Source organism: Pseudomonas sp. MH10 (genome assembly GCF_034353045.1).
Classification (GTDB): Bacteria; Pseudomonadota; Gammaproteobacteria; order Pseudomonadales; family Pseudomonadaceae; genus Aquipseudomonas.
Window position 1 is genome coordinate 398,007 of record NZ_CP133783.1, and the last position, 22,849, is coordinate 420,855.

The following is a 22,849-nucleotide window of genomic DNA, read 5'->3' on the forward strand; positions in this document are numbered from 1 at the left end:
TCAGGCCATGGCCTCCAGCAACGACTTTAGCCGGTCCAGGGAGGGGTCGATGTCCAGGGTTTCAATGGCGCCGAAACCCATTAGCAAGCCGGGTTTTTCTTCGGTGGCGTAGAAGAACGGCGCCAAGGAATACAGGCCGATGTCGGCCTTCTTCGCTCGCTCAATCAGCCGCGCAATGTCTATTGGCACCTTGCACAGCAGCGCCATGTGAAACCCTGCCATGGAGGGCACGGCTACAAACCAAGGCGCCAGGTCGCTATGGACGCGGGACAGAAGGCGTTCGCGGCGCCCCGCATAAATTCCATGACAACGGCGTATGTGCTTGAGCAGGTAGCCGTCTGAAATGAACTTGGCCAACGCCCACTGAGGCAACGTCGAGGTGTGCCAGTCGGTGAGCTGTTTGGCAATGATGACCGCTTCGATAATCGCCGGAGGCAGCACCGCATAGCCAAGGCGCAACTGGGGCAGCAGGGTTTTCGAGAAGGTTCCGACATACGCCACGATTCCGAGTTCGTCCATGCTCTGCAGGGAATCGGTCGGGCGCCCCTCGTAACGGAATTCGCTGTCGTAGTCGTCCTCTATGATCACCGCACCCAGTTCGCGCGCGCGTTCCAACAGGGCTTCCCGGCGTGCCTGACTCATGGGCATGCCCAGCGGGAACTGATGCGAAGGCGTGACATAAATCAGCCGTGTGCCGTCAGGAATCAGCTCGACACAGATGCCCTCGCTGTCCACGGGTATCCCCACTACGTTTGCGCCCTGGGCTGAAAACAACAGGCGTGCCGGTGTGTAACCGGGGTCTTCCATGGCGACGATATTGCCGGGCTGAATCAACACCCGTGAAATCAGGTCCAGCGCTTGTTGGGCGCCGTTGCACACCACGATATCGCTATCGACGCAGACAACGCCGCGGGAAAACGAAACGTGCTGGGCAATAGCTTCGCGCAACGCCGGCAAGCCTTCGGGCTGGCTATAAAAGCCCGGTGAACGAGCAATCTGCCGCAGGGCGTATTGCGTGCAGCGGCGCCACTCTTGTTCGGGGAACTGGAGTCTGTTCGTTGCCCCACCAATGAAATCGCAACGGGAGGTGCCCATCATCGCCGGGTGGCGGATCGGGGATTGCAGGTCTTGCCAGTGTTGAATCAGTTCGGCGCTGGCGAAATCCGATCGGCTTTGCTTGGGGCGTTTTGTCGCTAGGCGAGCGTTGACAAAGGTACCGCTGCCGATTTTACCCACCAGGTAGTTTTCGTACGTCAGTAGGGAGTAGGTGTCGGAAACGGTTTTGCGTGAAATACCCAGTTGTTCCGCCAGCAAACGGCTGGGGGGGAGTCGGGCGCCAGTGGCCAATCTGCCGGACTCAATTGCCTCACGTAGCTGCTGATAGAGCTGGCTCGCCAAGTCCTTGCGCCCTTTGATTACAACGTGCAGTTCCATAGGTGAGGCCTCTTAATCCACGTGCCCGATAAACCGTTGGATCAGCCAGCTGGCAAAGGGCCCTGGCGGGGTGTCGGTGCGGTAGATGAGGTCGACGTTATACGGGCTACTGCTGATTTTAGGTAGTTGAAGCTGCACCAGCCGGCCGCTGTCGAATTTTGTGTGGCGCAATCGACTAAGGGTAATCGTGGCCGCATCTGGCCGCGAATCCACTCAGGAGATACGCCATGCACGTCATCCAGAAACTATCCCCATGTTTGTGGTTCGCCGAGGAGGCTGAGGAGGCGGTCGAATTTTATACCGGCATCTTCAAGGACTCGCGCATCCTTGGTCTTACGCGTTACAGCAAGGTGGGATTTGAGATGCACCACCGGCCTGCTGGTTCAGTGATGTCGATTATGTTTGAGCTGGAAGGGCAGCGCTTCACTGCCCTCAACGGCGGCCCGTTGTTCACGTTCACTGAGGCGGTTTCGCTGCAAATCTACTGCAAGACCCAAGCTGAAATTGATCATTACTGGAACGCGCTAACGGTTGGCGCAGATGTTAGCGCCCAGCAGTGTGGTTGGCTAAAAGATAAATTCGGGCTGTCGTGGCAAGTGGTGCCGGAGTTGCTGGCTGAGATGATCAATCAAACCGATCCGCAGGTTACAGACAGGGTCATGAGCGCCATGATGGAGATGAAAAAACTTGATCTGAACGCGTTGCAGCAAGCAGTTGACGGCGTGTAAAAACACCCTCTACGACTCAAGGAGCCAACGTGTTCGCGATGTAGCGGCGACGCGGTGTGTCTTGCCCCACCATGCGGAACCTCGCGTAGGCTCGGTCTTCCCTCACTCCGGCCGCATGGTTTCGCGGGGCCTCTTTGCGTAATTTGATAGTCAATTCACCGGCGATCTATAGGCGGGCGACTATCTGTAGGAGCCAACGTGTTGGCGAAGGTCCTTCGGACCTATCGCAGCCTTCGGCAGCTCCTACAGAATCTGTGCATCGCCAACATCTGTGGGACCGAATTTATTCGGGAAGGCTTCAGTCCTGACACCCTGCAACCTCAAACCACACAAAGTGCCAGACAGTTTGCTGCGAGACAGCGCGGCGTCGAAGACGTGGCGGACCCTCCTACAGATCTAGTGAATATTTTTCAAAATCAGGACAATCACTTGCTCCCGCTGCCGCCCGCGCCGCCACCCGCACCCGCACCCGCACCGGCGCCGCCGCCACCACTGCCACCCATGCCGCTGCCATTACTTGCGCCGCCGCCCTCGGCTCCGCCGCCGTTGCCTTTCATGGTTCCGGCCCCGTTGGCGTTTGCGCCACCGGATGTACCGTTGGGCATGTTGCCGTTTTCCATCGACGCCGGGGTTCGAGGTGCGTTGTCTTCGGGGTCGGTAGTGCCGGTGGAAGAGCTGGTGGCAGCCACTGCGGCGGTGGAGAGCAGCGCTGCCAAGGCCAGAACGGTCATTTTTGTAGTGATCATGATTGAACATCTCCTGGGGGATAGGTCGATACAAAACGTTGGTCCTTCCCCCCAATTGATAGGTGCCGGTAGGCCGACAAATGGTTGTCGATGGCGTAGGCAGGGTCCTACAGGTATTTCGCAATATCCCGAATTACTGTCATCAAGCGGAAATATTTAAAGCATTAAATCGTCACGGCTACTTCCTTGTGGGCTAACCACAAAATCCCCCTTTCTGAGGTGTTGCCGTGATGTTGCTGACTAAAAACCGTCTGTCGCTTTTGCTGGCCACGTTGTGCCTGAGCGGCATGGCACACGCGACTGATGTAACCGGTGCAGGCTCGAGTTTTGTATTCCCAGTGCTGGCGAAGTGGTCCCAGGACTACGGTAAAACTTCCCCGGATCGCATCAACTACCAGTCGATTGGTTCGGGCGGCGGCATTGCTCAGATCAAAGCAGCAACCGTTGATTTCGGTGCTTCCGATGCACCGTTGTCTGCCGAAGACCTTCAGGCTGCTGGCCTTGGTCAATTTCCAAGCGTGATCGGCGGCATCGTGCCGGTGTTCAACGTTGAAGGCATCGACGCTGGCAAGCTCAAGCTTGACGGCGAAACGTTGGCCAAGATCTTCATGGGTACCGTTAAAACCTGGAATGACCCAGCCATTGCTGCGTTGAACACAGGTCTGACGCTCCCGGCCGCTGCCATCACCGTGGTACACCGTTCGGACGGCTCGGGCACTTCGTTCAACTTCACCAACTACCTGGCCAAAGTCAGCCCTGAGTGGAAAGCCGGCCCAGGTTTCGGCACTGCAGTGCCATGGCCGGTCGGTGTGGGCGGCAAGGGTAACGAGGGTGTTGCTGCCTACGTGAAGCAGATCAAAGGTTCTATCGGTTACGTTGAATACGCTTACGCATTGACCAACAAAATGAACGCCGCTCAGTTGAAAAACGCCGCAGGCAAGTTTGTTGAGCCTAACGCAAAGGCATTCCAGGCCGCTGCTGACACTGCCGATTGGGCCAGTGCCAAAGACTTCAACCTGATCATGACCAACGCACCGGGCGAAAACGCGTGGCCGATCACTGCGACCACCTGGATCATCATGTACAAAAAAGCCAAGAACGCCGAGCAAAGCAAAGCGGCGTTCGACTTCTTCAAATGGTCTCTGGAGCACGGCCAACAACAAGCCGCTGCTCTGGATTACGTTGCGCTGCCAGGCTCGTTGGTTCAACGGATTGAAGGCTACTGGAAATCTGACTTCAACCATTGATTTGAAGCCTTTGGCTCCCTCTCGTCCCGCCATTAAGGTGGGATGACAGGGAGCATTCTTGCGAGTGGACCTTGATGACTGAACACACCCAAACCCTGTCCACGACACACTCCAGCGTCGACAGTCTTGGCGACAAACACGCTGCTCGGGATCAACGTCACGATCTGTGGTTTCGACGTTCGATGATGGGCGCTGCACTGCTGGTCCTGTTTTTGCTGATCAGCATTGCCGGGTCCACCTTGTGGGGCGGTAGTCTGGCGTTTAGAACGTTCGGCCTGGATTTCCTGACCAGCACCGAATGGGATGCGGTAAACGGTCACTTCGGTGCCGTGGTACCGATCTACGGCACGCTGGTTACCTCGTTTCTGGCGTTGCTGATCGCGGTGCCCGTTAGCTTCGGTATCGCTATTTTCCTGACGGAAGTTGCACCCCCTTGGCTGCGGATGCCGATTGCTTCGGCCGTCGAACTGCTGGCCGGGATTCCCTCGATTATTTACGGCATGTGGGGGCTGTTTGTGTTCGGCCCGTTCATGGCGCAGTACCTGTCGCCCTGGATCAATGACTACCTCGGTGCATTGCCGTTGATTGGTTCGTTGTTCCAGGGACCGCCACTGGGGATTGGCATGCTGACCGCGGGCATCGTCCTGGCGATCATGATCATGCCGTTCATTACCTCGGTAATGCATGAAGTGTTCCGCAGCGTACCCACCACGCTCAAAGAGTCCGCGTATGCCCTTGGCAGCACGACTTGGGAAGTGGTCTGGGACATCGTTCTGCCCTACACCCGATCAGCCGTCGTCGGCGGTGTTTTTTTGGGGTTGGGCCGGGCACTTGGTGAAACCATGGCGGTAACATTCGTGTTGGGCAACGCCCAACAGTTTTCGGCGTCATTGCTGATGCCCAGCAGCTCGATCGCCTCGGTGATCGCCAACGAGTTCAGCGAGGCATACACCGACCTGCACCGCTCGGCGTTGATTGCCCTGGGCTTCTTGCTGTTCGTTGTGACCTTCATCGTGCTGGCCTTGGCGCGACTGATGTTGATGCGCCTTTCGCGTAAGGAGGGGCTATGACAGATGCAACTGATTCTCATAAAGTCAGCAACGAGCGCCTTTACCGGCGTCGCAATATAAAGAACTGGCTGGCCATGAGCTTGAGCTGTGGCGCCACCTTGTTCGGATTGTTGTGGTTGGTCTGGATTCTGCTCACTACCGTTATCAACGGATTCCAGGCGCTGAACCTGCGGTTGTTCACTGAGATGACCCCCCCGCCGGGTACTGAAGGCGGTTTGGCCAACGCGTTTTACGGCAGCGCGTTGATGTCTGGCATCGCGCTGGTGATCGGTACGCCGATTGGTTTGATGGCTGGCATCTGGCTGGCGGAATTTGCGCGGTATACCCGACTGGGCACCACCATTCGTTTCATCAACGACATCTTGCTGTCGGCGCCGTCTATCGTGCTGGGCCTGTTCATCTACACCGGGGTCATCCTGCCGCTGAACCTGCTGACTAACCATCAAGTCGGCTTTTCGGCCCTTGCCGGCGCCTTGGCCCTGGCCCTGTTGGTGATCCCGGTGGTGGTGCGTACCACCGATGAAATGCTTCAGTTGCAACCCTCGACCATGCGCGAAGCCGCCTTGGCCCTGGGCGTACCGCAATGGAAGTTGACCCTGCAAATCGTTCTGCGTGCGGCCAAGGCCGGAGTTGTCACGGGTGTGCTGCTGGCCCTGGCGCGGATTACCGGCGAAACCGCGCCGTTATTGTTTACTGCATTTGGTAATCAGTTCTGGAGCAGCAACCTGCTCAAGCCGATTGCCAGCGTACCGGTGGTGATCTTCCAGTACGCCATGAGCCCCTTTGACGACTGGCATTCCTTGGCTTGGGCGGGCGCGTTGATCCTGACGCTGTTCGTGCTGATCCTCAGCTTGCTGTCCCGTTTGATCCTTTTGCGCAATAGGTTGACCTGATGAATAACCTCGCCCTAGCCAATGAAAGAACCAAAATTCGCGTGCGCGACCTGGAGTTCTTCTACAACGACCAACGCTCGCTGAAGTCCATCAATATGGACATTCCTGAAAAGCGCATCACTGCAATCATCGGGCCTTCGGGCTGTGGGAAGTCAACGCTGCTGCGGGTGTTCAACCGTATTTACGCGATGTACCCCAAGCAGGAAGCCAAGGGTGAAGTGTTGCTCAATGGCGAAAATATTTTGGCGCCGGGCTATTCGATGAACCGGCTGCGCAGCCACGTCGGCATGGTCTTCCAGAAGCCGGTGCCGTTCCCGATGTCGATTTTCGACAACATTGCTTACGCCGTACGGCACCATGAAAAACTCTCGCGTCGGGAGATGGAAGACCGCGTAGAGCAAGCGCTGCATGGCGCCGCGTTGTGGGATGAGGTCAAAGACAAACTCAAGCACAGCGCGCAAAGCCTGTCCGGTGGCCAACAACAACGCCTGTGTATTGCCCGGACCATCGCCTTACGCCCACAAGTGTTGCTGCTCGACGAACCAACCTCGGCCCTCGACCCGATTTCCACCGGCCGCATCGAGCAATTGATCACCGACCTCAAAGAGCAGTTCACGGTGATCATCGTCACCCACAACATGCAACAAGCGGCACGGGTCTCGGATTACACCGCGTTCATGTTCATGGGTGAACTGATCGAACATGGCGACACCGATACCATTTTTACCAAACCGAGTAAAACCCAGACCGAAGACTACATCACAGGGCGATTCGGCTAAGCGCGGTATTCACCTTCGTCTCGACAACGGGGGTGGGGTCCTGCGGCCGGTCGCTCATGAATGCTTCGAGCCTGCCGCGCAGCCAGCGCTCAGCAGGGTCGGTGTCACTGAGGCTGAGCCAAACCATCGACAGCTCCATGGTGGGTGTGACGAAGGGTAGGGGTTCGGCGGTCAGTGTTCTAGATGCTGCGGCCATGGCAATCGCCGTGTAATCGGGCAAGCTCGCCAGCAGGTCGGTGCCGGCCATCAGCGCCGGCAACGTGCTGTATTGTGGAATCGACAGCACCACATGGCGTTTACGACCGATTGCCCGCAGCCACTCGTCCGAGAAGCTACTGACGTTGGCTGTGTGCGAGACCACCACGTGGGGGCGTGAGCAGTACTCGTCAAGGGTCAGCGGTGTCGAGGAGGCATCGGCTCGCAGCACGTTCGGGTACATGTTTCTGAGGGTTTTACGCTTGGCGTTGGCCGGCAAGTCTTCAGTGCGGCTAATGCCCACGGTGATTTCACCGGACATCAGCAGTTCCGACATATTCCAATGATCAACGTGCTTGACCACGATCACGATCATCGGTGCTTCTATGCGGATCGCGCGTAATAACGCAGGCAACAGGCCGTATTCAACGTCGTCGGACAACCCGATGCGGAACGTCATGTTGCTGTCGGCGGGGATAAAGTCACGCGTCAGGCTCAGCGCCGTGGACATCGCGTCCAGCGCAGGCGACAGGTGCTGGATGATTTCCAAGGCCCTGGCGGTCGGCTCCATTCGGTGACCGACTCGAACAAACAATGGGTCATTGAGAAGCGTGCGCAGGCGGTTTAATGCAGCGCTGATAGTGGGCTGGCCGAGGAACAGCTTTTCGGCGGCACGGGTTACGTTGCGCTCTTGCATGAGTGTTTCGAAAACCACCATCAAATTGATGTCAGCTTTGCGCAATTCGTTGCGATTCATCTGTTGCCGTCCCCTGTACATCCACATATGGCCGAACGGCCAAAAACACGCGCGCGCGAAAACAGCCGACAGTTTAGGAAGCTGGTTGTCCTACCGTCTACCTCGGCTTTAGTCCGGTATCCCTCAAGTAATAGCAGGAAATGAACTTAGGGGTATCTGCACCAGTCAGTTTTTACAGGCTAACCGAGAGGCTGAGTTCCCATGTATATCTCACTGAAACAGCAAGTCGCTTTGGTCACGGGTGCCAGTTCCGGGCTCGGGGCAGGAGCAGCGCGGGCCCTTGCGGCTGCGGGTGCGGCGGTGGTGATCAACTACAATTCGCATCCCGAACCGGCCGAGCAATTGGCCAATGAAATTCGCGCCGCCGGAGGCCAGGCCATCGCCATCGGTGCGGATGTGTCGAAGGAAGACCAGGTCGAGCACCTGTTTGCCGAGGCGATCAAAGCCTTTGGTTATATCGATATTTTGGTGGCCAATTCCGGTTTGCAGAAGGATTCACCTATTGCCGAAATGAGCCTGGCGGACTGGAACACGGTGATAGAGGTCAACCTGACGGGTCAGTTTCTCTGCGCACGGGCGGCTTTACGCCAATTTGCCAAACAAGGAGACCGGACTGGCGTCTCCCGCGCGGCGGGTAAAATTATTCACATGAGTTCGGTGCACCAGCTTATCCCTTGGGCCGGGCATGCCAATTACGCCGCCTCTAAAGGCGGAGTGGATATGCTGATGCGCACCATTGCGCAAGAGGTCGGGCAGCAGCGAATTCGGGTCAACAGCATTGCGCCGGGCGCCATACGTACCGCGATCAATGAGGCCGCGACCCACGGCGCGGCGGCGGAAAAACTGCTTAAGCTGATCCCTTATGGCCGAATCGGTGACGCCGAGGATGTGGCCAATGCGGTGGTGTGGCTGGCTTCGGACGCCTCTGATTATGTCCACGGCACCACGCTGTTCATCGACGGTGGCATGAGCTTGTACCCGGAGTTTCGCGACAATGGTTGATCGACACGAAGCGCAAAACCCTATCGAGAACCACGGCATCATCGGCGACATGCGCAGCGCTGCTCTGGTGGCCGACACCGGCAGCATCGACTTTTGCTGCTGGCCGGACTTCGACAGCCCGTCGATTTTTACCGCGCTGCTCGACACACCGCAGGCCGGTATCTTTCAACTGGCACCGGACCTGCCTGATGCCCGTCGCCAGCAAATCTACCTGCCCAACACCAATATCCTGCAAACCCGCTGGATTGCTGAAGAGGCGGTGATCGAAGTCACGGACCTGATGCCCATCACCCACAGCGAAGATGATTTGCCGAGAATCGTCCGTCGGGTCAATGTTCGCTATGGCCGCGCCATGATTCATATGCGCTGCGCTGTACGTCTGGACTACAGCCGCGCGAACACCCAAGCGCAGATGGACGGCGAAGACGTGTGCTTTTCCGCGCCCGGCCAACCGGGCATGCGGTTGTCCGGCACCCAGCCGCTGCAGCTTGACGGTCAGGCCGCCACGGCCGAGTTTGAGCTGAAGCAGGGGGAATTCGTCGAATTCATTTTGGGCGCAGTCGACGATTCGCAAGTCGACGCTGGTAAATGCCAACGCTACATGGATGAAACCCTGAGCTTTTGGCGTACCTGGAGCGCCAAGTCCAACTACCGTGGCCGCTGGCGCGAGACGGTCCATCGCTCGGCGTTGGCCTTGAAGCTATTAACGTCACGCAAGCACGGCGCAATCATCGCCGCCGCCACCTTCGGCTTGCCGGAGGCCACAGCGGGTACCCGCAATTGGGATTATCGATACACCTGGATCCGCGACGCCTCGTTTACCGTCTACGCGTTCATGCGTTTGGGCCATATCGACGAAGCCAACGCGTTCATGCGCTGGGTGCGGGGCCGCATGGGCGATTGCTGTGATGACTCGCAAAACCTCGGGATTCTTTACGCGTTGGACGGTCGCGAAGAGCTGCCCGAAGAAGAACTCTCGCACCTGTCCGGTTTCGGCGGTGCCAGCCCGGTACGCATTGGCAACGAGGCGTATCAGCAGACCCAGTTGGACATTTACGGCGAACTGATGGACGCGGTGTATTTGGCCAACAAGTACGGCGAGGCGATTTCCTACGACGGCTGGAAACACGCGACGCGCTTGGTGGACCAAGTGTGTGAGAAATGGCGAGACAAGGATGTCGGGATCTGGGAAATGCGCGGTCAGGATCAGCACTTTTTGCATTCGCGGCTGATGTGCTGGGTGGCTTTGGACCGCGCCTTGCGCCTGGCTTTCAAGCGTTCGCTGCCTGCACCGTTTGATCGTTGGGACAAAGAGCGCCAAGCGATTCACGACGATATCTGGAGCCACTTTTGGGACAAGGACCTCGGGCATTTTGTGCAGCACATCGGCAGCCGTAATTTAGATGCCTTCATGTTGTTAATGCCGTTGGTGCGCTTTGTCGGGGCCAGCGACCCCCGTTGGCTGTCGACCCTGGAGGCCATTGAACGTCACTTGGTTCGCGATGGCATGGTCTACCGTTACCGCAACGACGATGCCAACGGTGATGGGTTGGAAGGGGATGAAGGCGCCTTCACCGCGTGTTCGTTCTGGTACGTCGAATGCCTGGCCCGCGCTGGCCGAGTGGACCAAGCCCATCTGGAGTTTGAACAGTTGCTGCGCTACGCGAATCCGTTGGGACTATACGCCGAAGAGTTCGACACCCACGGTCGCCATCTGGGCAATACCCCCCAAGCGTTGAGCCACTTGGCGTTGATCAGCGCAGCCAGCTTCCTTGACCGAAAACTGGACCATGACGACACGCAGTGGCAGCCCTGAGCGGTCCTATTAACAACATAAAAAGGAGTGTGTCATGAGCCATGTTTTCAAAGTGGGTGATCACGTTCGCTGGAATTCAGAGGCCGGACATATCATCGGCAAAGTCACCAAAGTGCATGTGCAAGAAGTTGAATTCATGGGCAAAACCCGGCATGCCACTGAAGAACAACCGCAATACGAAGTGAAAAGTGACAAGACCGGGCACCTGGCGATGCACAAAGAAGAAGCGTTAGAGCGGGTGGCGAATAGTTGATTGGGACGGTGGGGCTCGTGTGTGTATCCGGGCGGGCAGCCATCTGTGGAGCCCGTGTTGGCGAAGGTCCTTCGGACCCTATCGCAGCCTTCGACACCTACAGAAGTCTGTGCACCACCTGAATCGGTGGGACCGAATCCATTCATGCCCTGAGGTGGTCCTTCAGCGCGTTGTAGCAGCAAACACCAAGGTTCTGTAGGAGGTGCCGAAGGCTGCGAGGCCGATACGGCTCTGCGGTTGCATTGACACGGTTAATAGCAAGCAGCCACAAATCCTGTGGGAGTAGGCTTGCCTGCGAAGAGGCCGATAATCGCGCCGCTGATATCGACTTGAAACCTGGGTCGCTTGCAATGACGCTTTCGTTGGCAAGCCGACTCCCACAGAAACATAGGCCTCAACGCGTTGAAGCAGCAAACGCCAAGGTTCTGTAGGCGTGCCGAAGCTGCGAGCCCGATACGGCTCTGCGGTTGCATTGACAGGGTTAATAGCAAGCAACCACAAATCCTGTGGGAGTAGGCTTGCCTGCGAAGAGGCCCGCATCGCGCCGCTGATATGGACCTGAAACCTGGGTCGCTTGCAATGACGCTTTCGTTGGCAAGCCGACTCCCACAGAAACATAGGCCTCAACGCGTTGTAGCAGCAACCACCAAGGTTCTGTAGGCGGTGCCGAAGCGGCGAGGCCGATACGGCTCTGCGGTTGCATTGACAGGGTTAATAGCAAGCAGCCACAAATCCTGTGGGAGTAGGCTTGCCTGCGAAGAGGCCGATAATCGCGCCGCTGATATCGACTTGAAACCTGGGTCGCTTGCAATGACGCTTTCGTTGGCAAGCCAATTCCCACAGCGACTTTTGGCAAACACGGAGTAGTCGGCACTGAAATCTGATCGCAGCCTTCGCAGCGCCTACGGAAATGTGTGCATCGCCAGTCTGTGGGACCGAATTTATTCGGGAAGGCGTCCGTCCTGACACCCTGCAACCTCAAACCACGTCTCCCACAGGTTTTGTTGCAATTTGTACGAGTCATTTTGATAATGCGATGCGGTCCTGATGACCGCATTCATGGAGTCACAATGACTAACCCTCTGCTGCTCGCGCTGGTGCCTTTGGTGGCCGATTTGTCACGGGAATTACCGGATGATGAGCGCTATCGACGGCTGCTGCATGCGCTGCGTCAGTTGTTACCATGCGATGCGGTGGCGTTGCTCAAGCTTGAGGGCGATGTGCTGATTCCGTTGTCGGTAGAAGGGCTGAGTCCAGATACCCTGGGCCGACGCTTTAAGGTCGAAGAGCATCCCCGTCTAAAAATCCTTCTGGAAAACCGCAGCCCGACTCGGTTCTCAATGGATTGCGCATTGCCCGACCCCTACGATGGCTTGGTCGAAGGCCACCACGGGCACCTTGAAGTTCACGACTGCCTCGGCTGCCCTTTGTATTTACAGGACAAGCCCTGGGGCCTGATCACCCTCGACGCGCTGGATCCCTCAACCTTTGGCCGGGTCGATCTCGACACCCTTGAAGCGTTCGTCAGTCTGGCCGCCGCCACGGTAATGGCCAGCGAACGCATCAACCAGCTGGCGCGCAACGTTGAGGATCAACGCCAACTGGCCGAGGTGTATAAGCGCGCAGCGGGCGGGCGCGGGCCGCGAGAGTTGATGGGTCAGAGCCCCATTCACAAACGCCTGCAACAAGAAATTGAACTGGTCGGCAATAGCGCGTTATCGGTGTTGATCACCGGCGAAACCGGTGTTGGCAAAGAATTGGTCGCCGAAGCGCTGCACCTTCAATCACCGCGGGCGCAGAAACCGCTGATCAGCCTTAATTGCGCCGCGTTGCCGGAGCTACTGGTAGAGAGCGAGCTTTTCGGCCACGTCAAAGGCGCGTTCTCCGGCGCAGTGAGCGGACGCAGCGGCAAGTTTGAACTGGCCGACGGCGGTACGATTTTTCTCGATGAGGTCGGTGAGATGCCGCTGGCGGTTCAGGCGAAACTGTTGCGGGTATTGCAAAGCGGCCAATTGCAACGGGTGGGATCCGACCAGGAACACCATGTCGATGTACGGATCATCGCAGCAACCAACCGCGACCTCGCCGAAGAGGTGCGCGCCGGGCGTTTTCGGCCGGACCTTTACCATCGATTGAGCGTCTACCCGCTGCGCGTACCGCCGTTGCGTGAGCGCGGCCGAGATGTGTTGCTGCTGGCTGGTTTTTTCCTTGAAGAAAATCGTGCGCGAATGGGCCTGCGCAGTTTGCGTTTAAACCCGGACGCGCAAAAGTTGCTGGTGGGTTATGCGTGGCCCGGCAACGTTCGTGAGCTGGAACACCTGATCAGTCGCGCCACCCTCAAAGCGCTTGCGAGCCATGCCGAGCGGCCGCGTATTCTAACCATTGAGGCGCAGCACCTTGGGATGGACGAACAAGCATCGCGAGCAGAACCCGAGGCCACGAGCGAAGTAACCCGACTCAATCAAGGCGAGGGTTTAAAAGAGGCTGTGGATGCTTATCAACACACGTTGATCAAAGATGCATTGTCCCGTCATCAGGGGAAATGGGTCGACGTAGCCCGGGAGTTAGGAGTAGATCGCGCTAACTTGAGTCGTCTGGCGAAGCGCCTGGGTATCCGTTGAGGGGTAGGTGCTGGCAAACTGGCATGTTTTATTCATCCATTTGATTGCACTCTGTAACCAACTGTATCCGCTTGCGTTGTTGTTATACCGCTCGGAACTAAGCACGGAATTTTTCTTAATAGCGGCGTGTCATCTGATTCTCTAGGATTGAGTTGATGAGGCCGCCAGTAGATGAACCATTCCAAACATTACAGAATCGATTACTTGCTTAATGGCAGTTTCAAATCGTTCTATATCAGCGCTGAATTCATGGACAACACCGAAGCATGGCACCACGCAAGTGTCGATGCGGGCATTGGCCGGATTCCTAAGTACCGGCTGGAAAGAGTGCCTCGGGTGTCGCGCCCGTACGCCGAACATTTCGGCATTACGGACGTTGAGTGGGCACAGGGCTGACGGCTAGTGGGCAATGTTCTCCAGTGCCAGGTTGCGCGTGCGTGGCCCGAAACGACCGATGGTGATCATTACGATCAACATGCTGCTAACGATAAATGCCAACACGCCGGGTGTGCCGAAGTGATCGAGAAAGACCCCTATCAATAGACTGCTGAAGACGGTCGATAAACGGCTGAACGAATAACAGAACCCCACCGCCCGCGCGCGAATATTGGTCGGGAACAGTTCGCTTTGATAAGAGTGGTACGCGAAACTTAGCCAAGCGTTGCAGAAGGTAATCATGATGCCGCACACCATCAGCCCCACTGCGGATGTTTGCAGTGCGAACAGTGTTCCAAAGATCATGCTTCCCAGCGCCGAACCGACAATTTGCCATTTGTTTTCGAACCGGTTGGCAAACTTGACGAACAGCAACGGCCCGAGCGGATAAGCGAGGGTAATAACAAAGGCGTACATCAAACTGTGAGTGACACTGACACCTTGGCCGGACAGCAACGCAGGCAACCAATTGCCGAAACCGAAAAAACCGATGGCCTGGAATACATGAAACACGATCAGCATCAGTGAACGCCTGCGGTAAGGCGGTTGCCACATGTCGGCAAAGCGTCCTACACCCTCAACCGCAACTGCCTTTGGCTCCGGCTGCTCCAACGCTTTGCCATGATCGCTTAGGCAGCGCGCTTCAAGGTTGTCCATGATCTGCTCGGCTTCTTCGAACCGACCTTGCTGCGCTAGCCAGCGCGGCGACTCCGGTAAACGCGAACGCAACCACCAGATGAACAACGCGAACCCAGCACTGGCGAGTACCACCCAGCGCCAGCCGGAGACCCCGAACGGGTCTTGGGGCACTAGCCACCAGGACATTAACGCCACCGCCGGCACCGACAAGAACTGCACGAAAAACGCAAAGGCGAAGGCCGAGCTGCGCATGCGTTTGGGCACCAACTCCGACAGGTAGGCGTCAATCGTGACCAGCTCCACACCGAGCCCGATGCCAACCAGAAAGCGCATGCCGATGATGCCCAGCGCCGAACTTTGTACGCCCATCAGCACGGTCGCGACTGTGTACCAGATCAACGCCACGGTAAAGATCGCACGCCGCCCAAACCGGTCGGCAATCGGGCTGAGCAGGCTGGCGCCGAGAAACAACCCAAGAAAAGTTGCTGAGGCAAAAGCCGCCTGGTCGGAGAAGCCAAACACCCCCAGATTGCCGGTGGCGAAAATCCCGTCACGGATCAGCCCTGGGCTGATGTATGCAGTCTGAAACAAGTCATACAGCTCGAAAAATCCCCCAATCGACAGCAAGGCCACCAGCCGCCATAACGTTGCGACCGTGGGTAGCCGGTCGATGCGCGCCGAAATAAAGGCGGCGCGAATCGGGTCGACGCCATCGGTAATAGTGGCACTGTCGGGGGTGGCGGCGGGGGAGAGCGTGGACATGCGGGCTTTCCAAATCCAAGGGCAGAAGGTGCGTTTTTTGTGCGATAAATTGTTACATTCATTCGGCCGAATGTGTCAGCCCTTTTTCCAGCGAGAGGCCATTGCCCCATGTACAAAGATTACCCTGCGGCTTATCAGGTCAGTAAAGGCTCGGCGCTCAACGTCGATAAAGCCTTTTATCAACGCATCCGCGAACAGACGGGCGCCCGCACCCTGGTTGAGCAGTTCGAAGTGCCGATCCGCACCGGGCGCGCCTGGAAAGTCTCGGCGGGGCAGGTGTTTCGAGTCACAACCCCGGTCGGCCCGCAGGTGGGGGATTTCAATATCTGGAACGCCCACGACCCCCGCGAACGGATGTGGGCCGCACGCACCCGGCAACTCCAGGGCGCCCACGTCAGCACCTATGATCGGCTCTGGTCGAACCTACCGTTTCTGCGGCCAATGGCGACCATCACCGACGACAGCCTGGCCGGTTACGGTATCGATGAACATGGCGGCCGTCTGCACGATCTGCTCGGCACCCGTTGCGATCCCTATGTGAACAAGATGCTGACCGGCGAAGACTTCCATCATCACTGCCACTCAAACCTGACGCGCGCGGTATTGCCTCACGGGCTGACCGAATTCGATGTGCATGATGTGTTGAACATCTTTCAATGCACCGGCCTGAACCACGACGACATGTACTTCATGAAAGCCTGTCCGGCGAAGAAGGGCGATTACCTTGAGTTTTTCGCGGAAATCGACGTGTTGTGCGCGCTGTCGACCTGTCCGGGGGGTGACTTGTCCTTGGCCATGTGGGGGCCTGACGCGCAAGACCCATTGACCGTTTGCCGGCCGCTGGGGGTGGAAATTTATCAACTCGATAACAGCCTGCTGGACGGCTGGAAACAACCGGAACGCGCGGCCTATAAAGGCTTGCACGGCTTGGAGATTGCCAAGGCTGAGTGGGAAAAATAGCACGTATGGGGTTGCCCGCTGGCAGCCCCTTAACGAACAGCTATCAGCGCGCCAACCAGGCCAGCCCGGCGGTTTTCATGTCGGTTTCCATCTGGCTGCCTTTGGTGGCGAACACCCGTGTCACCGGGAAGCCGCTTTTTTCCAGCACGTAGGCCAGCGGCGCATATTCCCGGGGATAACGCTGAAGGGTCTCGGCGTCGATGTCGACCACGCCCTGAGGGAAGGTGAACGATCCCATGTCGTAAATGCTCTGGCGCTTGATGATCTTCCAAACACCATTGCGTTGTTCAACCCAATCATAAAAACGATTGTGAACGCTGCATCCCAGCCCTAGGGTGACGTTTTCGCCGACGATGATCGCGTTGGTTTCAACGATGGCCCGGCACGCGTTGAACGTGACCATGGGCGCGGCAATAAAGTGCTTGGTGCGTAAATCCGAGCTGCCCATATGCATCGACGCGTCGACGAACTCACTGAACAGGCCTTCAAACCAGGTCACCTCAATGGTGCCCTCGGGGTGAAACAATTCGCGCAGACTGTCCCATTGCGCCAGATCTCGATAAATCCAGCCGTTAATCAAATCCGCAATGGTCATTCGATCTACAAGGTATTCGTACATGTCCAGCCCCTGTGTGTGCACAACGGTGCCCGAGATGATGCCGAGCTACTCAATCTGACATGCAAAAGCAGAGATTGATCAGTTTTCTTGGGGGGTGCGCTGCCTTGTCGCATCAGCGCCGAGAGGTTTACTCGAAGGTGCCCAGCCGCTCAGCGATCAACGGCAGCAGCAGCTCACAGGAAGCTTCGATTTTCAAATCGAGAAATTCATCAGCGCGGGTTTTGCCGAAGTTGATGGCGATCAGCGGTTTTTTTTGATCGGCCATGGCTCGGCACAAACGGAACGCAGAAAATGCCATCAGCGATGAACCCACCACCAACAGCCCTTGGGCCTGCTCAACGCTGTGCATGGCTTTGACGGCAGTGACCTGGGCAACGTTTTCGCCGAAAAAAACCACGTCCGGTTTCAAGCGATCGCCCTGACAGTGCGGGCAGTGCGGCACTTGGAAACGCGCTTCGAACGCCGGATCAAGCAACGTATCGCCGTCGGGTGCCTGTACCGCATCGACTCCCGATAAGTAGGGGTTTTGGGTTTCCAGGATCACTTGGACTGCATCGCGATCGGTGCGCTGCCCGCAGTCGAGACAGACCACCCGGTGCAGGCTGCCGTGGAGTTCAATAACATCGCGGCTGCCGGCTTGGTCGTGCAGTGTGTCGACGTTTTGCGTGATGACCCCGTTGATCAATTGCCGCGCCTGTAACTCCGCCAAAGCATCATGCGCCGCATTGGGTCGGGCCAGGCGAATACGTGGCCAGCCGAGCATCGCCCGTGCCCAGTAGCGCTGGCGTGCGGTGGGCGCATTGATAAAGTCCTGATACATCATCGGCGCTTTGCCCCGGCGAACTCCGTCTTTATCCCGGTAGTCCGGAATCCCGGAGGACGTGCTGATCCCGGCCCCGGTCAGCACTAGAAACGGCCGTTCGTCCATTAACTGGCACAAAGTCTCCACGCCGTCGCGGGTCAGGCTGTCGATCATCGGGGAAGCTCCGTTGCAAGGCGCCGGGGGGGGCTGGGCAGGTGGGTAACGATAGTCTGCTTTTGAGGTTTTATGTCAAGCCGGAGCCCTCCGTTTGGCGAGGCGACTGATGGGGAGTATCAGGTAGAACGCTTCCCGAATAAATTCGGTCCCACCGGTTTCTCGTGTGATGCGAAAAACCGGAGATCAGTGGGACCGAATTCATTCGGGAAGGTCGCGCCGCGATGTTTCAGACAGAAACCGGATAACCCCGTCCTCCACCCGGCCATACCTGAGCGCCACCAGGTCTTTCAGGTAATTCTGTGGCAAATGCCAAGGTTTCTTAGAGCCCTGTTTCGGCAGTGCGTTGGTCGCACGAAGGACATAGCCGGAGGAGATGTTCAGCAACGGACGAGCCTCAACGCTGCTGTCGTCGCACACCGGCATGGCGGTCTTGAAGCCATATTTGTCCATGTGATTAATCAGCCGACACACATACATCGACGACAAATCCGCGCGCAGTGTCCACGAAGCGTTGGTGTAGCCCACGCACAGGGCGAAATTCGGAATACCGCTCAGCAGTGCGCCTTTGTAGACAAAGGTGTCGGCCAGTTCAACGTTTTGCCCATCCATGACGAGCCGCATCCCGCCGCAGGCTTGCAGTTTCAAGCCGGTGGCGGTCACCACGATGTCCGCCGCCAACTCCCGACCGGACTTGAGCCGGATGCCGCTGGCAGTAAACGTATCAATTTCATCGGTGACCATTGAGGCAGCGCCGCAAGACAGGGCGTTGAACAAATCCGCATTGGGCACCAGGCACAACCGTTGATCCCAAGGTTGATAGCGTGGCTTGAAATGCTTATCCACGGCAAACCCCTTGGGCAGCTTGCTCATCACCCCAAGTCTCAGGAGTTTTCTGGCCAGCACCGGCATGCCTCGACAAAACTGGTAGAGACCGAGGGCGAGGAGGATATTTTTCCAACGTGCAATCCGGTGGGCTGCGTGTTCCGGCAAGGTACGCCTTAAAAAGTCGGCAATGGGATCAGTGTTTGGTAACGAGGCGACATAACTCGGCGAGCGCTGCAACAAGGTCACATGCCCTGCCTTGGCTGCCAGCGCCGGTACCAGGGTGACGGCAGTGGCGCCACTGCCAATCACGACGATTTGTTTGCCCGCGTAGTCGAGGCCCTCCGGCCAGCGTTGAGGATGGATCAGCCTACCGGTGAACCCCTCGCTGCCCGGAAACTCAGGGCTGTAGCCCCCGGCGTAATCGTAGTAGCCGCTGCACACGTACAAAAAGTTGCAGCGGTATGGCAGCGTTTCTTGCGTGCCCGTGTTCACCGTGTCGACGGTCCATTGGGAATCTTCAGAAGACCATTGTGCAGACCGCACCTGATGCCCGAAGCGGATGTGCTGATCAATACCAAACGCATGGGCCGTGTCGCGCAGGTATTGCAAAATCGCCGCGCCATCGGCAATGGCGTGAGTGCCTTTCCAGGGTCGGAAGGGGTAGCTCAAGGTAAACATGTCCGAGTCCGAACGCATGCCTGGATAGCGAAATAAATCCCAGGTGCCGCCACTTTCGGCGCGGCCCTCCAGAATGGCGTAACGCTTGCCGGGGCAGCGTGTCTGCAACCGATACGCCGCACCAATCCCCGACAGCCCAGCGCCGATGATCAGAACATCAAAATGGGGGGTCGCCATCACATGCCCTCCGGGTAGTGCGGACCTTAACCCACAGCGTAGTTGTTCGCGTTAGTTACTGCTCGCGTGGAGCGGTACTGTCTTCGCCCATGAGACTCGGTGTATCCAGCAAAAAAACCAACGCCTTCAATCCACCTCCAGCCTGTTCATCGGCGAACTCAGGCGGGTTTTCCAGGCGGTATTGAAAACTCAGGCGGGACGCTTCGATGGCCATGTTATCGATGAGGAATTCGGCGCCGATGCTCGGGTCGTTGTGGCACGCCAGTACAGTGCCCTGGGGGTTGAGCAGGTCGGGTAGGCGGCGGAGGATTTTTTGGTAATCCTTGGTCAACACAAAGCTGCCTTTCTGGAACGACGGCGGGTCGATGATGATCAGGTCGTAAGGGCCGTCCCGTTTGACCCGAGCCCAGGATTTGAACAGGTCGTGCCCCAGGAAGCTGACGCGGCTCAGGTCGTGCTGGTTGAGCCGATGGTTTTCTCGCCCCCGATTAAGGGCGGCTTTGGACATGTCGAGGTTGACCACCTGTCCCGCGTCACCGGCAATCGCGGCCACGGAAAAACCGCAGGTGTAGGCGAACAGATTAAGCACCCGCTTGCCTTGGGAGTGGGCTTTAACCCAGTTGCGCCCATAACGCATGTCGAGGAACAAACCGGTGTTTTGATTGCGGCCAAAATCCAGCTTGTAGTGCAGGCCGTGCTCGGTGATAACGCCGTTATCAACCGGCTCGCCCAACAACCACTCGGTGCTGCTGTCTTGCAGGTAGCGGTGCTGCAGCAACAGCGCGTGCGCACCGGAGTTGAGCCACGTCGGCGATTGGCTCAGTGCCTCAAGTATTTCGCGCAATCCAGTCATTTCGGTCGCGTCGGGCTCTTTGAACAGCGACACCAGCACTGCACCGTTCAACCAGTCGATGGTCACCTGTTCCAGGCCCTGCCAACGTCGGCCCCGGCCATGGAACAGGCGCCGCGCTTCGTCGGGGGGACTGCTCAAGGCATCGAGCAAGTGGGCGTGCAGCAGAGACAATGCATCTGAATTCATAGCGAAAAAGGTCGGTCATTCATGAGCGCGCAGTTTAAGCGCAATGGCCTGAACGCCGAGGGCCTTTCTCAGGGCCCAACGCAAAAAAAGGAGGCATCCGCCACTGCGGATGCTTCCTTGCTTACCCCGTTATCGATCACGCGACGCTGTAACGCTCCAACCAATGGGCGTACGGCGCAGGCAAGACCCAGGACGGGTTTTCGACGCCTAACTTACGGGCTGCATGCAGCGGCCAGTGCGGGTTGTCGAGCATGGCGCGGCCGAAGCTCACCAGATCGAGCTGGCCTTCAGCGAGGGCGCTTTCTGCCAGCTCTGGCGTGCCGATGCCCCAAGACGCGGTGACTGGCAAACCGACTTCGCGACGCAAACGTTGGGCAATAGGCGCAAGAAACGCTGGCGTGCCCCAAGGTACGTCGGGAGTGGCGGTAGAGAAGCCCATGCTGACGTCGAGTAAATCAACCCCAATCGCCTTGAGCTGCTTGGCCAGTTCGATGGACTCCAACAGGTGCTCTTCGTCCTGTCCGTCGTATTCAATGACGCCCAAACGAACGGCAAGCGGCAAGTGCTGCGGCCAGACTTCCCGGACGGCGGTGAGGGTTTCGAGCATGAATCGCGTGCGGTTTTCGAAGCTGCCGCCGTATTCGTCGATGCGCTGGTTAGAGTGTTTCGACAGGAAACCCATCGCCAGATAACCGTGGGCGAAGTGCAGTTCAAGCCATTCGAAACCGACATCACGGGCACGTATGGCTGCCGCCACGTGGTCTGCTTTCACCTTGGCGATGTCGTCGAGGGTCATGGCCCGAGGCACTCTTCGCAGTCCGCCGCCGAGCGCGATGGCCGAGGCCGACAGGGGTTGCCAGCTGCGCGGATCGTCTTCAGCCATGTGGTCGTCACCTTCCCAAGGCCGGTTGGCGCTGGCTTTACGGCCGGCGTGACCCAGTTGGATCCCCGGCACGGCGCCGGCCTGTTTGATCGACTCAACGATGGGCCGCAGCGCTTGGGCTTGTTCGTCATTCCATAGACCGACGTCACCTATGCTGATCCGCGCTTCGGGCGAAACTGAGGTTCCTTCAACGGTCACCAGCGCGGCGCCGCCTCGGGCCAAGCCTGCGTAATGAACGTGGTGCCATTCTTGGGTCACGCCGTCGATGGCTGAGTATTGGCACATCGGCGACACAATGATGCGATTGCGCAGCGTCACGCTTTTAAGGGTGAACGGCTGGAAGAGAGCTGACATGTTCAGAATTCCTGAGGGTGGATTTCGCACTGGCTGCGATGACATAGGACATGTAGGAGCGCGCTTGCCCGCGATCGGCTGCGCAGCAGTCGAAATCAAGCAGCTCGACTCTCCCAATTGGAACTGGAAGATCCGTAGGGACCGCTTCGCGCTCCATCGCGGGCAAGCGCGCTCCTACAATGTGTTATGCGTTAATTAGAAGAGGGACAGGGCAATCAACTGACCTTGCTGCGCAGCAGTTCCAGGGTCGCAAATACTTCCGATGGCTCTGGGCGCAGCGTGTAGTCAGTGTTGACCTCGGGCATCGAGTTTGGCTTGAAGCGTCATGCTGATTTCCTTGCACTGGGGAGTGGATGGGTCAACTATCGCCCATGCAAAAAATCCGAACTAGACCCTAAACCTGAGTATCAGTTATTCAAATCTGCCATGAGTGATCATCTGTTTTCTCTGCGATTGTTCGTCCGCGTCGCACGCAAAGGCAGCTTTTCGGCGGCGGGGCGCGACCTGAATATTCCGCAGCCCACCGTCTCGCGTCTGGTATCCGCCTTGGAAAAAGAAGGTGGGCGCGGCGCTGCTGATTCGCACCACCCGTGCCGTCAGCCTGACCGAAGCGGGGGCAGAATTTCTTGCTCGGCTGAAAAGGTAAAGCGGTCTCAGTGCGGGTGGACGCGCAACGGACGGTGAAGGTGAATGAAGTATCAACCGCAGCAGCGGTCGTTGGGTTGGGGATCTCAATGATCCAGGGCGGCTGCTGGAATGAAATCCACTCAGGTACGTTGGTGCAGATGCTCCCGGAATGGAACATGGGCATGATTGACGTACATGCAGTGTTTGCGGCCGGTCGGGCAGCCAAACCATCAGCCCGAACGTTTGCGGATTTCCTTATTGCCGAGTTGGACGAGACGACCCTTCAGCGAGCCAAACAGCCTGACTGATACACCGCGTGAAAGCCCTTCGC

At 57.7% G+C, this 22,849-nt stretch carries 22 protein-coding genes and 1 pseudogene; 13 read left to right on the forward strand and 10 right to left on the reverse strand.

The window, feature by feature from the left end; genetic code table 11:
- Both RHM59_RS01800 and RHM59_RS01805 read right to left on the reverse strand, forming a co-directional pair.
- A complete protein-coding gene (locus RHM59_RS01800) occupies nucleotides 1-1,434 on the reverse strand; it encodes a PLP-dependent aminotransferase family protein (RefSeq protein WP_322285814.1) in 1,434 nt (477 codons plus the stop codon).
- 12 nt (nucleotides 1,435-1,446) lie between these two features.
- Nucleotides 1,447-1,584: pseudogene (locus RHM59_RS01805) on the reverse strand (LysR family transcriptional regulator); the annotation flags it as partial.
- 77 nt (nucleotides 1,585-1,661) lie between these two features.
- Between RHM59_RS01805 and RHM59_RS01810 the strand changes: the two are divergent.
- Complete coding sequence (locus tag RHM59_RS01810) at nucleotides 1,662-2,162, forward strand: VOC family protein (protein ID WP_322285815.1); 501 nt, start codon at nucleotides 1,662-1,664, stop codon at nucleotides 2,160-2,162.
- A 425-nt stretch (nucleotides 2,163-2,587) separates the two neighbouring features.
- Here RHM59_RS01810 and RHM59_RS01815 read toward each other — a convergent pair whose 3' ends face one another.
- Complete coding sequence (locus tag RHM59_RS01815; protein WP_322285816.1) at nucleotides 2,588-2,908, reverse strand: hypothetical protein; 321 nt, start codon at nucleotides 2,906-2,908, stop codon at nucleotides 2,588-2,590.
- 227 nt (nucleotides 2,909-3,135) lie between these two features.
- Between RHM59_RS01815 and pstS the strand changes: the two genes are divergently transcribed.
- From pstS to pstB, 4 genes are all read left to right on the forward strand, one after another.
- Nucleotides 3,136-4,155, forward strand: a complete 1,020-nt coding sequence (pstS, locus tag RHM59_RS01820) for a phosphate ABC transporter substrate-binding protein PstS (protein ID WP_322164962.1) — start codon at nucleotides 3,136-3,138, stop codon at nucleotides 4,153-4,155.
- Between the two features lie 74 nt (nucleotides 4,156-4,229).
- Nucleotides 4,230-5,225 (forward strand): phosphate ABC transporter permease subunit PstC, encoded by a 996-nt coding sequence (gene pstC, locus RHM59_RS01825; RefSeq protein WP_322285817.1) that lies wholly within the window; start codon nucleotides 4,230-4,232, stop codon nucleotides 5,223-5,225.
- Complete coding sequence (pstA, locus tag RHM59_RS01830) at nucleotides 5,222-6,118, forward strand: phosphate ABC transporter permease PstA (protein WP_322164960.1); 897 nt, start codon at nucleotides 5,222-5,224, stop codon at nucleotides 6,116-6,118. Before pstC ends, pstA begins: the two co-directional genes overlap by 4 nt.
- Nucleotides 6,118-6,897: a phosphate ABC transporter ATP-binding protein PstB gene (gene pstB, locus RHM59_RS01835; protein WP_322164959.1), complete on the forward strand. Its 780-nt coding sequence runs from the start codon at nucleotides 6,118-6,120 to the stop codon at nucleotides 6,895-6,897. Before pstA ends, pstB begins: the two co-directional genes overlap by 1 nt.
- Here pstB and RHM59_RS01840 read toward each other — a convergent pair.
- Nucleotides 6,878-7,849: a LysR family transcriptional regulator gene (locus RHM59_RS01840; RefSeq protein ID WP_322164958.1), complete on the reverse strand. Its 972-nt coding sequence runs from the start codon at nucleotides 7,847-7,849 to the stop codon at nucleotides 6,878-6,880. The two genes, pstB and RHM59_RS01840, sit on opposite strands and share 20 nt — an antisense overlap.
- A 201-nt stretch (nucleotides 7,850-8,050) precedes the next feature.
- On the opposite strand from RHM59_RS01840, the gene RHM59_RS01845 reads away from it, so the two are divergent.
- The 5 genes from RHM59_RS01845 (at nucleotide 8,051) to RHM59_RS01865 (ending at nucleotide 13,937) form a co-directional block, all read left to right on the forward strand.
- Complete coding sequence (locus tag RHM59_RS01845) at nucleotides 8,051-8,851, forward strand: glucose 1-dehydrogenase (RefSeq protein WP_322164957.1); 801 nt, start codon at nucleotides 8,051-8,053, stop codon at nucleotides 8,849-8,851.
- Nucleotides 8,844-10,667: a glycoside hydrolase family 15 protein gene (locus RHM59_RS01850; protein ID WP_322285818.1), complete on the forward strand. Its 1,824-nt coding sequence runs from the start codon at nucleotides 8,844-8,846 to the stop codon at nucleotides 10,665-10,667. The genes RHM59_RS01845 and RHM59_RS01850 overlap by 8 nt, the downstream gene beginning before the upstream one ends.
- A 34-nt stretch (nucleotides 10,668-10,701) precedes the next feature.
- Complete coding sequence (locus tag RHM59_RS01855; protein ID WP_322164955.1) at nucleotides 10,702-10,920, forward strand: DUF2945 domain-containing protein; 219 nt, start codon at nucleotides 10,702-10,704, stop codon at nucleotides 10,918-10,920.
- Nucleotides 10,921-11,990: 1,070 nt separating this feature from the next.
- The gene (gene norR, locus RHM59_RS01860; protein ID WP_322164954.1) at nucleotides 11,991-13,541 is read left to right on the forward strand and encodes a nitric oxide reductase transcriptional regulator NorR; all 1,551 of its coding nucleotides are present in this window, start codon (nucleotides 11,991-11,993) and stop codon (nucleotides 13,539-13,541) included.
- 171 nt (nucleotides 13,542-13,712) lie between these two features.
- A complete protein-coding gene (locus RHM59_RS01865; RefSeq protein WP_322164953.1) occupies nucleotides 13,713-13,937 on the forward strand; it encodes a DUF6555 family protein in 225 nt (74 codons plus the stop codon).
- Between the two features lie 3 nt (nucleotides 13,938-13,940).
- On the opposite strand, the gene RHM59_RS01870 is transcribed toward RHM59_RS01865, so the two are convergent.
- Entirely contained in the window at nucleotides 13,941-15,377 is a 1,437-nt protein-coding gene (locus tag RHM59_RS01870) for an MFS transporter (RefSeq protein ID WP_322285819.1), read from the reverse strand.
- Nucleotides 15,378-15,485: 108 nt separating this feature from the next.
- On the opposite strand from RHM59_RS01870, the gene RHM59_RS01875 reads away from it, so the two are divergent.
- A complete protein-coding gene (locus RHM59_RS01875) occupies nucleotides 15,486-16,337 on the forward strand; it encodes an urea carboxylase-associated family protein (protein ID WP_322285820.1) in 852 nt (283 codons plus the stop codon).
- A 43-nt stretch (nucleotides 16,338-16,380) separates the two neighbouring features.
- On the opposite strand, the gene RHM59_RS01880 is transcribed toward RHM59_RS01875, so the two are convergent.
- The 5 genes from RHM59_RS01880 to RHM59_RS01900 all read right to left on the reverse strand — a co-directional run bounded on the left by RHM59_RS01880 (nucleotide 16,381) and on the right by RHM59_RS01900 (nucleotide 21,891).
- Nucleotides 16,381-16,956, reverse strand: coding sequence for a nuclear transport factor 2 family protein (locus RHM59_RS01880; RefSeq protein ID WP_322285821.1), 576 nt, complete (start codon nucleotides 16,954-16,956; stop codon nucleotides 16,381-16,383).
- A 127-nt stretch (nucleotides 16,957-17,083) separates the two neighbouring features.
- A complete protein-coding gene (locus tag RHM59_RS01885; protein ID WP_322164949.1) occupies nucleotides 17,084-17,932 on the reverse strand; it encodes an NAD-dependent protein deacetylase in 849 nt (282 codons plus the stop codon).
- Between the two features lie 201 nt (nucleotides 17,933-18,133).
- Nucleotides 18,134-19,615, reverse strand: coding sequence for an NAD(P)/FAD-dependent oxidoreductase (locus RHM59_RS01890; protein ID WP_322285822.1), 1,482 nt, complete (start codon nucleotides 19,613-19,615; stop codon nucleotides 18,134-18,136).
- A 55-nt stretch (nucleotides 19,616-19,670) separates the two neighbouring features.
- Nucleotides 19,671-20,654 carry a class I SAM-dependent methyltransferase gene (locus RHM59_RS01895; RefSeq protein WP_322285823.1) on the reverse strand — a complete coding sequence of 328 codons (984 nt, stop codon included), beginning with the start codon at nucleotides 20,652-20,654 and terminating at the stop codon, nucleotides 19,671-19,673.
- Nucleotides 20,655-20,790: 136 nt separating this feature from the next.
- Nucleotides 20,791-21,891 (reverse strand): NADH:flavin oxidoreductase/NADH oxidase, encoded by a 1,101-nt coding sequence (locus tag RHM59_RS01900; protein ID WP_322285824.1) that lies wholly within the window; start codon nucleotides 21,889-21,891, stop codon nucleotides 20,791-20,793.
- Nucleotides 21,892-22,317: 426 nt separating this feature from the next.
- Between RHM59_RS01900 and RHM59_RS01905 the strand changes: the two genes are divergently transcribed.
- Together RHM59_RS01905 and RHM59_RS01910 are read left to right on the forward strand one after the other, a co-directional pair.
- A complete protein-coding gene (locus RHM59_RS01905) occupies nucleotides 22,318-22,575 on the forward strand; it encodes a LysR family transcriptional regulator (RefSeq protein WP_322171010.1) in 258 nt (85 codons plus the stop codon).
- Nucleotides 22,576-22,577: 2 nt separating this feature from the next.
- Nucleotides 22,578-22,826 (forward strand): LysR family transcriptional regulator, encoded by a 249-nt coding sequence (locus tag RHM59_RS01910; RefSeq protein WP_322285825.1) that lies wholly within the window; start codon nucleotides 22,578-22,580, stop codon nucleotides 22,824-22,826.
- Nucleotides 22,827-22,849: the final 23 nt, after the last annotated feature.